Here is a 12,654-nt window from a genome sequence, read left to right as displayed (position 1 = left end):
CCCGGCCGGACTTCGCGCGGATCAGGGTTGGTCAGGCCAGCGTCACGCCGTACGAGGACAGCTCGCGGGTGAGCGGGTAGAAGTAGCTGGTGGTGCTGTTGCCGCCGGACAGGGTGCCGAGCCCGGTCGAGCCGTCGTAGGCGGGCCCGCCGGAGTCGCCGTGGTCGGTGTGCGCGCTCGTGCCGAACTCGTGGTTGAGCACGCCGACGTCGAAGTTCACCGACTGGTCGACCGATTTCACCGTGCCGCTGCCGCCACCGGTGGTCGAGCCCTGCTTCTGGATCCGCTCGCCGACGGTGGGCGTGCCCGCCCTGGAGATCACCTGTCCGGTGTTGATCCGGCCGGGGCCGGTGCCGTTCGGGCGGGTCAGCAGGCCGGAGTCGGCGCCGGGGCAGTCGCTGTGCACGATGCGGGCCCCGGTGACGTCGCCGCCGGACCAGGTGCCGCCGAGGTTGGTGCAGTGGCCCGCGGTGAGCAGGTACGGCGTGCTGCCCTTCTTCACGTTGAAGCCGAGCGAGCAGCGGCCGGAGCTGTTCCTGATCGCGTCGCCGTCGGCGATGTACAGCTCCAGCTTGCCGGTTTCGTGCTCGATCCTGGCGCGGTCGCCGAGCCGGTTGGCCGCGGCGGTGACCTTCGCCGCCGTCGCCGGGGTGGCCGCCGAGTAGATCGTCACCACGACCTGGTTGGCGCGGGTGTCGATGCCCCACGCGGTCTGCGGGACGTCGTGCACCTGGTCGAGCGAGTCCTTGGCCGCGGTCAGCGCGGCGAAGCTGTGCGCGACCTTCTTGGCGGTCAGGCCCGCGTCGCGCACGGTCTGCGCCGCGGTGTCGTCGAGGACGTTGACCACGGCCTTGCCCTGGTCGAGGTAGAACCCGCCGGACGAGGCGCCGAGCGTGTTCGTGACCTGGGTGGCCTGGTCGATCGAGTTCTGCTGGAGCTGCGCGAACGCGAGCGGATCGGCCGACGCCGTCTGCGCGCAGACGCCGGTCGTCATCGCCGCGGCCGAGAAGGCGGCGAAGAGGGCGAGGGATTTCCTGGAAGGCATGGTTTCTCCAGAATTCCGGTGGAGCACGGGGTAACACGCACACCTTCGGATCCGGCGAAAACCTTCCGCTACCGACCAAGGTTGTAAACAAACCGACCACTGCCCGGAAAACGGGGCGAACCGGGCGTTCCGGCAACAAAACGGTCTTGGTGGCGACACCTATTTAAAGGGCCGGAATACCCCGGAAGCGTGCCGGGTTTCGGCCCGGACGCGAAGCACCCCCGGCAGTCAACAGGTCTGCCGGGGGTGCTCGGTGTTCAGCGGAGTCGCGTCAGAAGCGCGTTCCAGGCCGAGGGATGGAGGTCCAGGTCTCCTCCGGTTCGGTCCTTGGTGTCCCGCACGCCGATGGCCGTGTCGAGCTTGACCTCGACACAATCGCCTTGCTGGCCGCTGTAGCTCGACGTGCGCCACCTAGGCGGTGGCACCTTGTTTTTCATGCGTCCTCTCGATTCTTCAGTTCTTCCTGAATCAGCTCCCGGGTTTCGTCCGGGCCGTACGCCAGTCGGCGCAGGTCCTTGACCAGGTCTTCCTGGTAGGCGTGGACATCGCTCGGATCCGAGATGAACGCACCGGTGCGATGGTGCTCGATGTGCAGCACGGTCGGCTCGCCGCCCGAGGAATCGTAGAGGGAGAACGGGCCCATGATGCCGTTGTGCCACTCGCCGTCCACCGGAACGACGCGAAGGTCGACGTTCTCGAACCTCGACGCCTTCAGCAGGTAGCGCAACTGGCCGCACATCACGCTCGTGCCGCCGATCCCACCTCGGAGCGCGGGAACGCCGAGGAACGACGTTATCTTGAGTGGAGCTTCGTCGCGCGAGATCGCGTGTTGCCGACCGAGCCGGACGGTCACGAGGTGGTCGATCTCGCTGTCCGTGATCCTTGGCGAGCGTTCGATGATCGCCCTCGCATAAGCCTGTGTTTGCAGCATTCCTGGGACGAACAGCGGTGACCAGTTTGTGAGCCGCACGGCGTTGCGTTCGAGGTTCATCACCCCGGCCAGCTGGCTCGGGATCCCACCGGGGCCGACGGTCAGCCAGTCGCCGCCGTCCGGCGCGCTCGCGACTTCGAGGATCCGGTCGCGTTCTTCGCCCACGATGCCGAGATGCGCCAGGAAAGTCGCGACGGTGACATCGTCCGGTGTCGCTTCGCCGCGCGTCCACCGACCGACCGTCACGTGGCTGTAGCCCATGAGCTTGGCGATGCTGCGCTGCGAGTGCCGCGACTTTTCGAGAACGGCGTTCAACATGTCCGCCAGCGCTCGCGCCCGCGGTGTACTGGCGTTGGTACTACCCATGTACCAAATCATATCGGAACGGCACCATATTCCCGCCAGTACTCGATCGGGTCATTGCGGCCAGCGGTAATACCGGTACATAGTCCAAGTACCACGTGGGACCGGGCCCCGGTGTCCTCAACAGGCGCCGGGGCTCGGTGGCCGCCGCACGAACACGGCACGAAGGGGACGACTGTGGAGAGGACGACCGAGTGGCTCTCGGACGAAGACGTGTTGGAGCGAACGGGTTTCCTGCACCTGATGTTCGCGAACGAGCGGCACTCGCTGGGTGAAGCGCTCGACAACCTGCTCGCCGGTCTCGACGACCTGGTCACGATAACCGAGCGGCACACCTACGAGCACGACCGAGGCCGGAGCGCCTCGGTCGCCCACGCCCGGCGGTTCCGTGATACGACCCTGCACCAGCTCACCGCCGCCTACGAACACCATCCGGACTGCCCGTGGCGATGACGGTCAGCGAAACGCGGCGAGGTTCGCGGTGAGGAACTCGTCGAACGTCCGCGGTGCCCGTCCGGTGAGCTCTTCGACGGTCCCCGTCGTGGTCGCCAAAGTGCGGTCCGCCGCCACGTCGGCCCACAGGGCCACGGCGTCGCGCGCGAACCATTCCGGGAGCCCCTGGCTTCGCAGCCCGGCCACCATGTCTTCGGGGCTCAGTTCCACAGAGGTCACCGGTGTGCCGAGCGCGATGCCGAACCGGTCGGCGATTTCTCGCTGGGTAAGGCTTTCCGGGCCGGTGAGGGCGAAGGTGCGGCTGGTGGGGCCCGCCGCGGTGAGCAGTGCCGCCGCGCACGCGGCGATGTCGTAGCAGTCGACGTAGGGCACCCGGCTGTGCGGGAACGGGCCCTGGACGGTCCCGCTCTCGATCAGCGTCGCCGCGCCGGTGATGAAGTTCTGCATGAACGAGTTCGGTCGCAGGATGCTCCAGCCGACGCCGGAGGACTTCAGGTGACGCTCGATCTCCCAGTGAGCGCCGGTGGAGAGCTTTCCGCCTTCCCTGGCGCCCTGGGCCGAAATCTTCACGATGTGGGAGACGCCCGCGTCGCGCGCGGCGTCGATCACGGCCTTCTGCTGGGCGATCATCGGCTGCTCGCCCTCGACGGGCAGCGCGCCGTTGCCGTTGAGCAGGAGCACGTCGACACCTCGCATGGCGGCGGCGACGGAAGCGGGATCGCCGAAGTCGCCGACGATGAATTCACAGCCGAGCGCCTGTCCCTTGGCCTCATCGCGGACGAACGCGGCGAACGGGGTTCCCGCTTGGTCGAGCTCCCGTACGAGGTGCTTGCCGATCGCGCCGGTCGCTCCGGTCACCAGGATCATGGGCATGCCTTCCGGTACCCGGGCGCCCCGCTAAGATGAGGCGCCCTCGAAATTTAACCTGAGGGTACCTCAGATTGACGGAGTCGACGATGGATCCCACGAAACGGCCACGACGGGCGGACTCGCGCCGCAACTACGAGCGGCTCCTCTCGGTGGCCGACGCCGCGTTCGCCGAACGCGGGACCAGCGCACCGCTGGAGGGGATCGCGCGCGAGTCCGGCGTCGCGATCGGCACGCTCTACGGGCACTTCCCGACCAGGCTCGCCTTGATCGACGCGCTGCTGCACGAACGGAACGAGGCGTTGTTCGCGGAGGGGGAGCGGTTGCGGGCGCAGGAGCCGCCCGGCGAGGCGCTCGAGGCGTGGATCCGCGCGGCGGTGGACCACGCGGCCATCTACCAGGGGCTGGCCGCGTTGCTCGTCGCCGGGATCGACGACAGGGCGTCAGACCTCCACGACGCGTGCCGCCGCATGGAGTCGATCGGCGGGCGGATCGCCGCCGGCGCGAGCGAGGCGGGTGCCGTCCGGCGTGGCGTCACCGCGGCCGATGTGTCCACTGTGATCAGTGCGGTCGCGTGGGTGCGCGAACAGGTTTCCCCCGCGCAGGCCGACCGGCTGCTGGCCACCGCGCTGGCGGGGCTCCGGCAGGCGTCCTGACCGGCTCAGCCGCCCGGTGTGGACAGTTGCAGGAACTCGGGGGTGTTGTCGAGGCGCACCCGCAGGATCGGCACCGCCTTGTTCACCGGGTCGCCCCGGTCGTCGAAGGAGATCATGCCGCTCGCGCCGGGGACGGCGAACCGGTCGTGCAGACGGTTCTTCGCCTGCAGCACGTCTTCGGCGGTCACCTGCGCGGGCGAGACCCGCGGGATGCCGCGAATCGCCCACACCACGGTGAGCACGGCGTCGTGCGCGAGGATCGCGATGCCGTCGTCGAGGCGTTCCTTCGGGAACACGGCTTCGAAGCAGTCCACACAGGACGTTTCGTGGAAGCTCGCGACCGCCGCCGGGTTGAACGCCTTGGGCTCGGCGGTCCACGCCTGCGGATGGGCGAGCCCCGGCGCGATCACGGTGACATTGGCCTGCAGGCCGCGGCGCATCTCCTGACCGGGCGGCCCGACCAGCGCGAGGTCCCCGGTCAGCACGGTGATGTGCCTGTCGAGGCACGGTCGTTGCGCGAGCTGGGCGACGAACGAGACCAAGTGGTCCTCGCGCCCCGCGAAGTACACCACGTCCGGTGCGTTACCGCAGATGTTCGGCATCATCTGCAGGAAGGTGTTCTCGATCCCGGGAAGGCTGGAATCGTAGGCCTCCGTCCTGCCGACGATCCGGTGCGCGTCGTCGACGAACTTCGCGGTGAACCCGTCGGCGAGGGTCTTCGGGTAGAGGTCGCCCGCGTTCTGGTCCTGCACGATCGTCGCCGTCTTCGCCGTCGGCTTCACGAAGTTCGCGGTCGCCATGCCGTAGGTGGCGCTGGTGGGCGAGACCCGCAGGAATCCCGGGATCTCGGAGAACTGCTCCGCGGCGAGGTGGGACGCGACCACCGGGACCTTGTGGTCGGAGAGCTTGCGGATCGCGTCGCGCGCGGTGTCCAGGCTCAGCCCGATCCCGGTGACCCCGACCAGGTGCTCGGACTGGACCCTGCCGAGCAGGTCGTCCACCACCGGCTCCCACTGCTTGAGCTGGCTGCCCGGGTTCGCCAGCAGCAGGCGCACCAGCGGAAGGCTGCCCCAGGACTGAGTGGTGTTCGCGCGGCGCTGTGCGATGTAGGCGCCTTCGAGCTGGTGGCGAACCCATTCCGGGGACAGGATGTCGTGCTCGGTCAGCGTCATCGGGATGAAGACCGCGATGGTGACGTACGGCTTCCCCGACGCCGCCACCGCGTCGTTTTCGGTGTGGATGCGTTGTTCGACGGTGGCCAAGTCGGGGGAGAACACGAAGGAACCGTCGGTCGGTCCCGTGCATTCCGAGTGCTCGCCGCGTTGACGCACCGCGCCGTCGCAGGTGAGCCCCGCTTCGCTGATCCAAGGGGGGACGACGATGATCGCCGCCACCGCCACCACCACCAGCAGCACGCCACCGGAGAGCCACAGCCATTTCGACCAGGTGGGCCGCGGTGGGAGGATCGTGCCGCCCTCGGTTTTCCCCTTCCTGCCGATCATCGGTACCGCTCCGCGCGTTCGTGCAACAGCATCGACCCTCGTCCTCTGCCCTGTGCCAGGTGGTGGAAACTGCTTTCGATGGTGGAGTCCAGCGTCCGGCCAGGATCGCCGAGCGGATCCCGCGAGATCCAGAGCGCGACGACCAGCCAGGCCAAGGTGGTTTCCAGCTCGTCGTCGAACTCGCCGACGAGCCGCTGCACCTGGTCGTACGGGTCGGCGTCCTTGTCCAGCCGGTTCGGTGCCGCCGTGATCACGTCGAGTTCGGCCAGCCACGATTCGGCGGCGGGCACGTCGAACTCGGCGTGCTTGGAGTCGAACGGCCTGCGCAGGTGCACGATCGTCTGGCCGACGTCTTCCAGCGCGAGGTCGTGGTAGCGGGCGGCGACGATCCGCCCGTTCTTCTCGTAGAAGTCCCGGCACCGCGTGTGCACCTCGACCCAGCTCAGCGGGTGGTCGTCGGCGCGGGAAGCCAGCTCCTGCAACAGGATCCGGCGCAGCCACGGGTGCAGCACGTACTGCGGCGACTCGCCCGGTTCGGCGCGCAGCCACAGGTACTCGCCGAGCGACTTGAACAGCGCGCCTTCGCCGACCGGGTTGCGCAGATCGAGTATTTCCTTGTGGAACAGCATTTCCACGTCGATCGCGGCGCTCGCGGTGATCAGGTCCTGCTGGCTCGCCTCGGGGAAGTCCTGCAGCAGGTGGTCGCGGATCTCGGCGAGCAGTGTCGACTCGCCGCCTTCCTGGCCGGGTACCGCGGTCCGCAGCGCACTCCGGAGCAGGGCGGGGTTCGCGGAGTCGTAGCGGTGCGCGACCTGCGCCACCACCTCGGTGATCGCCCCGGGGTGGCCGTCGGTCAGCCGGTGCAGGAACCGGGGGAGCCGGGAGGCGGGGTGGATGTCGTGCCCGGCCGCGACATCCATGGTGTCCTCTTTGGACAACGTGCCCAGTTCGAGCAGGTACCAGGGATGCCAGCGGCTTTCCGGTGACCCCGCGGCCCAGTCATCCTCCACATCGGACGGTTGGCGGGGCGTGGGCCGGTGCAGGCCGTTCGTCCGGTGGCTGGTCGGTCTCGCCGGTTCGCGGTCACCGGTGTGGTGCGGGGTGAGCAGCGTCCAGCTCTCGTTCCAGTCCGGGTTCCAGGTCCGGCTGGTCGCGATCACGGCGAGCGGATCCGCCTCGTCGGGGCAGCGGCGGCGCGCCTCGTCCAGCGCGCGCAGGAACGCCCTGCCGCCCGGCGTGTGCGCGTTGTCCAGCAGCACCATGCTGTTCAGCGTCCGGCGCGCGCGGTTGATCCCGGAGTAATCGCGCCGCAGATCGGCGAGGAAGGCGTCGCAGAAGGTCGCGTCGACGCCCGCGCGGTCCTCCTCGTCGCCCTGCGCGTGCTTGGCGATCTCGATCAGGAAGTCCTCGTGGTTTCCCGCCCCGGAAGGGATCGCCTTGATCTTGCCGACCAGACGGCGGCGGTCGTACCAGCTCAGACCGCGCAGCAGCAGGTCCGTCGCCTCGTTCCAGCCGGGGAGGCTCCGCCCGGAGGCGACTCCGCCCGCGAGCTTGACGACGTCGACGATGGCTTCGCGGTTGTGCTCCAGCGGCTGGTTCTGCGCCAGCAGTTCGCGCAGCTTCCGCAGCGCCGCGCGCCGGTCGGTGATCTCCACCGGTGCGCCGAGCACGAGCATGCAGAGCCAGAGGCGGGGGAAGGCGAGCCTGCCGAACTGCCGCCAGTGCCTGCCGAGGTCGAAGGCGAGGTGGCCGAGAAGTTCCCTCGGCTGAACGTTTTCCCAGTCGTGCCGCTCGAAATCCAGGTGCGCGTGCGGAACGCTTTCGCAGCGGGCGGCCAGTTCGGTGAGCAGCGCGGTCTTGCCGGTGCCCCGTGCGCCGATCGCGACCACGACGGGCAGCGCCCGGTTTTCCCCGCCTGGCCGGGAAAGCAGTTCTTCGACGAGTCCGCCGGTGATGGCGCGCAGACCGGACAGGTGATGCGCATCGATGGGCATCGTCCCCCTTCGTCCGAGCGGCACGTGCCCCCTGCCGCGGCGGTTTCGGTGCGCCAACTATAGACATCCGACCGCCGTCGATGGGCCGCGCGCGGTCTCACGGTGTGCGAAATGGCCGCTAGCGGCCATTTCTTCGCGGCGGTTCCCCTACTGCGTGCTTCCCCGTATGACGGCTGAAGTCGACCGGATCGGCCGCTTGTTTCCCGAAAAATGGTCGACAGGGAGCGAAGAGCTTCGCCCGAGTGGCCGCCGGGTACCGCCGAACGGGTCCGTGTTCCGCCTTTCTCACGCGCTCGACGCGATGAACGCGAAATCGCTGGTGCGGACACTGTCTCAATAGGGAAACGAATTTCCCGGCAGCGCGGCGATCCGATTTTCGCACCCCGTGCCGGATGCCCGGCGGCCCTTGGTGTGCCCCGAACGTCACTTTCGGGGCATCGGGTGCGCGGCGCGGTGGTTCCGGGAGATCACCTCGACTGGTCCCCGAAGGCCACCTTCGGGGAATCCAGCGCCACTTTCTCGGCCCTCGCGAGGGTGCGGGCAGCGCCGGGCATGCCCCGAAGGCCACCTTCGGGGCGCTAGGCGTCGCGAATCGACCCCTCGCACGCTCGGCCACCGCGACGCGCTTGCCCTGAAAGTGACCTTCGGGGAATCCGGCGCCCCGAAGTTCACTTTCGGGGCACCGAGCGGTCTGCCGCGGGCAGAACGCTTCGCCAGGAGCGAAGCGGCCCGCCGCGGGCGAGGGTTACCAGCCTGCGGCGGAGACCACGGCGGTCGCCTTGCGCAGTGACGCGTCGAACGAGTCGGCGGCCGTCGCCGCCTCCGCCGGGTTGTGGCGTTCCAGCACGGCATCGTGCAAGCCGGGCAGGACCTGCGTGCCGTAGCCCGCGTTGATCCCCGGCGCGTAGACCTGGTGCCGGTACCAGGGGCGGCCGGGCAGCCCGGCGTCGGTGAGCAACTGCCGTTCGGTGGCCGAGAACAGCCTGCTGGCAATGCTGTTCCGGATCCCCTCGATCGGGCCGTCGCCGCCGGTCGCGAGCCGGTTGGCCACCCTGTCCTCCGCCGCCTTGGCCGCGCGCTGCCACTGCGCCGCGCGCTCCTTCAGCCCCGAGACGTCCACAGTGGACTGCTGCTTGCCGAACGCGGTCAGGTAGTCGCCGGTTTCGGCGGCGTAGTCGCTGTAGTACATCGGCAGGACGTCCGCGTTCGCCAGGCGCAACGTGGTCAGCCCGACCGTCTGCGCGGTGGCAACGTGGTACTGCCACGTCGGGTCGATGTAGTGGTCCTCCATCCAGAAGTTGTCGCACGAGCAGTGGTAGTTGCCGCTGTCGGTGCTGGACCCGATGTTGGCCGACGGCACGCCGAAGCGGTCGAAGAACGCCGTGTAGTCCGAGCCGCTGCCGAGGCGGGAGATCGGCGGGACCTTTCCGCCGTGGTCCGCCACCCACGCGTCGTAGGCGGAGCCCTTCGTGCCCGGCCACGGCACGTCCTTCGTGACCTGGCGGATGGTCCGGTCCAGCGAGGGCGTGCCCGCGGCCCCGAAGTGCTTGCCGCCCGCGCCGTCCATGTTGAGGTAGGTCACCGCGCCCTTGAGCCGGTCACCCATCTGTTCGGCGTACTCGGTGGACCCGAACAGCCCGTACTCCTCGCCGTCCCACGTGGCGAGCGTGATCGACCGTTCGGGGCGCCAGCCGGTCTTGAGCAGCGCGCCGATGCCGCGGCCGATCTGCAGCACCGCCTCGGTGCCGGAGAGGTTGTCGTCGCTGCCGTAGGTCCACGAGTCGCGGTGCGCGCCGACGTAGACGGTCTGGTCGGGCTGGCTGCGGCCCGGCACGGTCGCGGTGACGTCCCACAGCGGCTTCGTCTCGTAGGCGATGTCGAGGTTGACGCGCACCGTGGTCGGCCCAGGGCCGAAGTGGTACGGGAACGGCAGCCCGCCCTGGAAGTTCGCCGGCACCTGCGGCCCGCCGAGCGCCTTGAGCAGCGGTTCCGCCGCCGCGTAGGAGATCGGCGTGGTCGGGATCGGCGCGATGTTCGAATCCTTGGGGTCGATGCGCGGCGCGTCCTTCGTGGACGCCCAGCCCGGCGTCAGCGGATCGCCGCCGTACTGCATCAACTGCTGCACGCTGCCGCGCTGGATGCCGTCGGGGTTGCGCCACGGCCCGCCAGGGTAGACCGCGCCGTTGGTGTTCCCGTCGTCCTTCGGGTCGGAGTAGATGATTACGGCCTTCGCGCCGTGCGCGGCGGCCAGCTTGCTCTTCACCCCGCGGAAGTTCGCGCCGTAGCGGGCGAGCACCACCTTGCCCTCGACGCTGATGCCGCGCTTGTCCAGCTCGGCGAAGTCCGCGGGGGTCGCGTAGTTCGCGTAGACGACCGGCGCGGTGACGTCGCCGGACGGCGACAGCGCGTTGTAGCCGACGACCATGTTCGCGCAGTCCGTCTCGACCGCGAGGCAGGGTTCCTTGGTGGGCAAGGTGATCCGCCGCGGCGAGGTCATCGTGACCTCGATCCGGCGGGGTACCGACTGGTAGACGTAGTAGGTGTGCACCTGCGGCTGGAGCCCGTACGAGCGCAGGTAGTCCACCACCTTCCGCATCCGCTTGTAGTCGCCTGGCGTCGACACGAGGCCGGTCTCGTGGGCGAGGTCGCGGTCGAGCTCACGGGCGACAGCGGGGGAGAGGACGCCGGAGAACGTCTGTTCGGCCGCCCGTTGTGCGGCCGAATGCTTCGGTGTGAATCCGAGAATCGTTTCCGGCGCCGCATCCGCGGGCGCGACACCGAACGAAACCGACAGGGCCACGGCGGCGAGCACCGCTCCGATTCCCTTGGCGCGCATCACGGTTGCTCTTCGAGAAGCCGCTCTTCGATCAGCATTCCCACATTAGACGACGCGAATCGTTGGTACGCAATAGCAACTATGTGTGCACGATTTCCGTCACGATGCGCGCATGGTGAGAAGGGCCCGACTTTGGTCGTCGGCCGCTTGGCCGCATCGCTTGACACGGCAGTGGTCTAGTCCAATTCTGGTCGACACGGCGCCGAGGCCCGGCGCCTCCTCGCCCCCTTTGCTCATGGAGCGCACATGCGTGGGTACAGACCGATCCTGAAACACCTCAGTTCGCTGACCGCCGCCGTCGTCGTCACCGCGGGGCTCGCCGTGGCGGGTGCCGGGCAGGCACACGCGGCCACCGCACTTCCATCGCACGTCTTCGCGCCGTACTTCGAGGCGTGGACCGGCCAGAGCCCGGCGGCGCTCTCGCAGCAGTCGGGCGCGAAGCACCTGACCATGGCCTTCCTGCAGGCCGCGACGAAGGGCTCCTGCACCGCCTACTGGAACGGCGACGCGGGCATGCCGATCGGGCAGGGCACCTTCGGCGCCGACATCGACACCATCCAGGCACGCGGCGGTGACGTCATCCCGTCCTTCGGCGGCTACACCGCGGACAACACCGGCACCGAGATCGCGGACAGCTGCACCAATGTGGACTCGATCGCGTCGGTGTTCGAAAACGTGATCACCACCTACGACATCCCGCGGATCGATCTGGACATCGAGGACAATTCGCTGACGAACACCGCGGGGATCGACCGCCGGAACAAGGCGATCAAGAAGGTGCAGGACTGGGCGGCGTCCACCGGGCGCTCCGTGCAGTTCTCCTACACTCTGCCCACCACGACGCACGGGCCCGCCGATTCCGGGCTCGCCGTGCTGCAAAACGCGGTGTCCAACAACGCGCGCGTGGACGTCGTCAACCTGATGACCTTCGACTACTACGACAACGCCGCGCACAACATGGCCGAGGACACCAAGACCGCGGCCACCGGGCTGGTCTCGCAGCTTGCCGCGCTCTACCCGGGCAAGACCCAGGCGCAGCTGTGGGCGATGGTCGGGGTCACCGAGATGATCGGCATCGACGACTTCGGCCCCGCGGAGACCTTCACCACCGCCGACGGGCCCGTGGTCTACGACTGGGCGGTGTCGAAGGGGATCAACACGCTGTCGTTCTGGGCGTTGCAGCGCGACAACGGCGGCTGCCCCGGCACGAAGGGGTCCGACAGCTGCTCCGGAATCCAGCAGGACACCTGGCAGTTCAGCAAGACCTTCGCCCCGTTCACCGGCGGCGGCAGCCAGCCCGCGGACGACTTTTCGGTCGCGGTGAACCCGGCTTCGGGCGCGGTCGACCCCGGCGGTTCGGTCACGCCCACCGTCGCCACCGCGCTCACCAACGGCGCGGCCCAGCAGGTCACGCTCAGCGTCAGCGGCGCGCCGGAAGGGGTCAGCGCCTCGGTCAGCCCCGCGACGGTCACCGCGGGCGCCAAGGCGACGCTGTCGGTCTCGACCACCGCGGCGGCCCCGCCGGGCACCTACCCGATCACGGTGACCGGCACGGGCTCCTCCGGCGGCAAGAGCGTGACCCGCACGGCCACCTACACGCTCACCGTCAACGGCGCGAACCCCGGCGGCTCGGTCGTCAACGGCGGGCTGGAAACCGGCGCGCTGAGCCCGTGGAGCGGTGAGGCCTCGGTGGTCGCCAGCCCGGCGCATTCCGGCGCGCACGCGCTACAGCTCGCCGCGACCGGTTCGCAGACCGGTGAGGTCCGCCAGAACGTCGCGCTGCAGCCGAACCACGCGTACACGCTCAAAGCCTGGGTGCAGGGCAACTACGCCTACCTCGGGGTGAGCGGCGGCGCCAGCGCGAGCACGTGGACCTCGTCGACCGGCTGGACCCAGCTGAGCGTGCCGTTCACCACCGGCGCCTCGGGCGCGGTGACGGTGTTCGCGCACGGCTGGTACGGCCAGGGCGCGGTCTACGCCGACGACTTCTCCATCACCTGAGCCCTT

Annotated in this window: 10 protein-coding genes; 3 read left to right on the top strand and 7 right to left on the bottom strand. The window is 69.0% G+C overall.

The genetic code is table 11. The annotated features are described in order from the left end of the window. Positions 1 to 31 precede the first annotated feature (31 nt). The 3 genes from HUW46_RS00275 to HUW46_RS00265 all read right to left on the bottom strand — a co-directional run bounded on the left by HUW46_RS00275 (position 32) and on the right by HUW46_RS00265 (position 2,342). Positions 32 to 1,045 (bottom strand): S1 family peptidase, encoded by a 1,014-nt coding sequence (locus HUW46_RS00275; protein ID WP_215545325.1) that lies wholly within the window; start codon positions 1,043 to 1,045, stop codon positions 32 to 34. 257 nt (positions 1,046 to 1,302) lie between these two features. Continuing rightward, a complete protein-coding gene (locus HUW46_RS00270) occupies positions 1,303 to 1,482 on the bottom strand; it encodes a DUF397 domain-containing protein (protein WP_215545324.1) in 180 nt (59 codons plus the stop codon). Further along, the gene (locus HUW46_RS00265) at positions 1,479 to 2,342 is read right to left on the bottom strand and encodes a Scr1 family TA system antitoxin-like transcriptional regulator (protein ID WP_215545323.1); all 864 of its coding nucleotides are present in this window, start codon (positions 2,340 to 2,342) and stop codon (positions 1,479 to 1,481) included. The genes HUW46_RS00270 and HUW46_RS00265 overlap by 4 nt, the downstream gene beginning before the upstream one ends. Positions 2,343 to 2,516: 174 nt before the next feature. Here HUW46_RS00265 and HUW46_RS00260 point away from each other — a divergent pair, with 174 nt between their 5' ends. Beyond that, positions 2,517 to 2,792, top strand: coding sequence for a hypothetical protein (locus HUW46_RS00260; protein WP_215545322.1), 276 nt, complete (start codon positions 2,517 to 2,519; stop codon positions 2,790 to 2,792). A 3-nt stretch (positions 2,793 to 2,795) separates the two neighbouring features. On the opposite strand, the gene HUW46_RS00255 is transcribed toward HUW46_RS00260, so the two are convergent. Beyond that, the gene (locus HUW46_RS00255) at positions 2,796 to 3,659 is read right to left on the bottom strand and encodes an SDR family oxidoreductase (protein WP_215545321.1); all 864 of its coding nucleotides are present in this window, start codon (positions 3,657 to 3,659) and stop codon (positions 2,796 to 2,798) included. Between the two features lie 89 nt (positions 3,660 to 3,748). Here HUW46_RS00255 and HUW46_RS00250 point away from each other — a divergent pair, with 89 nt between their 5' ends. Then, positions 3,749 to 4,315 (top strand): TetR/AcrR family transcriptional regulator, encoded by a 567-nt coding sequence (locus HUW46_RS00250; RefSeq protein ID WP_215545320.1) that lies wholly within the window; start codon positions 3,749 to 3,751, stop codon positions 4,313 to 4,315. Between the two features lie 5 nt (positions 4,316 to 4,320). On the opposite strand, the gene HUW46_RS00245 is transcribed toward HUW46_RS00250, so the two are convergent. From HUW46_RS00245 to HUW46_RS00235, 3 genes are all read right to left on the bottom strand, one after another. Next, on the bottom strand, positions 4,321 to 5,817 hold the full coding sequence (locus HUW46_RS00245) for a hypothetical protein (protein WP_215545319.1): 1,497 nt from the start codon (positions 5,815 to 5,817) through the stop codon (positions 4,321 to 4,323). Further along, positions 5,814 to 7,811 (bottom strand): hypothetical protein, encoded by a 1,998-nt coding sequence (locus HUW46_RS00240; protein WP_215545318.1) that lies wholly within the window; start codon positions 7,809 to 7,811, stop codon positions 5,814 to 5,816. Before HUW46_RS00240 ends, HUW46_RS00245 begins: the two co-directional genes overlap by 4 nt. Before the next feature lie 745 nt (positions 7,812 to 8,556). Beyond that, positions 8,557 to 10,647 (bottom strand): M28 family peptidase, encoded by a 2,091-nt coding sequence (locus HUW46_RS00235; RefSeq protein WP_215545317.1) that lies wholly within the window; start codon positions 10,645 to 10,647, stop codon positions 8,557 to 8,559. A gap of 246 nt (positions 10,648 to 10,893) precedes the next feature. On the opposite strand from HUW46_RS00235, the gene HUW46_RS00230 reads away from it, so the two are divergent. Beyond that, positions 10,894 to 12,648 carry a glycosyl hydrolase family 18 protein gene (locus HUW46_RS00230; RefSeq protein ID WP_215545316.1) on the top strand — a complete coding sequence of 585 codons (1,755 nt, stop codon included), beginning with the start codon at positions 10,894 to 10,896 and terminating at the stop codon, positions 12,646 to 12,648. The last annotated feature ends 6 nt before the right edge of the window (positions 12,649 to 12,654 follow it).

Origin of the sequence: Amycolatopsis sp. CA-230715, from assembly GCF_018736145.1 — a bacterium.
Classification (GTDB): domain Bacteria; phylum Actinomycetota; class Actinomycetes; order Mycobacteriales; family Pseudonocardiaceae; genus Amycolatopsis.
This window is presented reverse-complemented; position numbering and strand designations above follow the sequence as displayed.

What these genes read in the sequence shown, in the direction of transcription:
- HUW46_RS00275 (WP_215545325.1), bottom strand. Translation starts at nt 1,045, where the DNA reads ATGCCTTCCAGGAAATCCCTCGCCCTCTTCGCCGCCTTCTCGGCCGCG.
- HUW46_RS00270 (WP_215545324.1), bottom strand. Translation starts at nt 1,482, where the DNA reads ATGAAAAACAAGGTGCCACCGCCTAGGTGGCGCACGTCGAGCTACAGC.
- HUW46_RS00265 (WP_215545323.1), bottom strand. Translation starts at nt 2,342, where the DNA reads ATGGGTAGTACCAACGCCAGTACACCGCGGGCGCGAGCGCTGGCGGAC.
- HUW46_RS00255 (WP_215545321.1), bottom strand. Translation starts at nt 3,659, where the DNA reads ATGATCCTGGTGACCGGAGCGACCGGCGCGATCGGCAAGCACCTCGTA.
- HUW46_RS00250 (WP_215545320.1), top strand. Translation starts at nt 3,749, where the DNA reads ATGGATCCCACGAAACGGCCACGACGGGCGGACTCGCGCCGCAACTAC.
- HUW46_RS00245 (WP_215545319.1), bottom strand. Translation starts at nt 5,817, where the DNA reads ATGATCGGCAGGAAGGGGAAAACCGAGGGCGGCACGATCCTCCCACCG.
- HUW46_RS00240 (WP_215545318.1), bottom strand. Translation starts at nt 7,811, where the DNA reads ATGCCCATCGATGCGCATCACCTGTCCGGTCTGCGCGCCATCACCGGC.
- HUW46_RS00235 (WP_215545317.1), bottom strand. Translation starts at nt 10,647, where the DNA reads ATGCGCGCCAAGGGAATCGGAGCGGTGCTCGCCGCCGTGGCCCTGTCG.
- HUW46_RS00230 (WP_215545316.1), top strand. Translation starts at nt 10,894, where the DNA reads ATGCGTGGGTACAGACCGATCCTGAAACACCTCAGTTCGCTGACCGCC.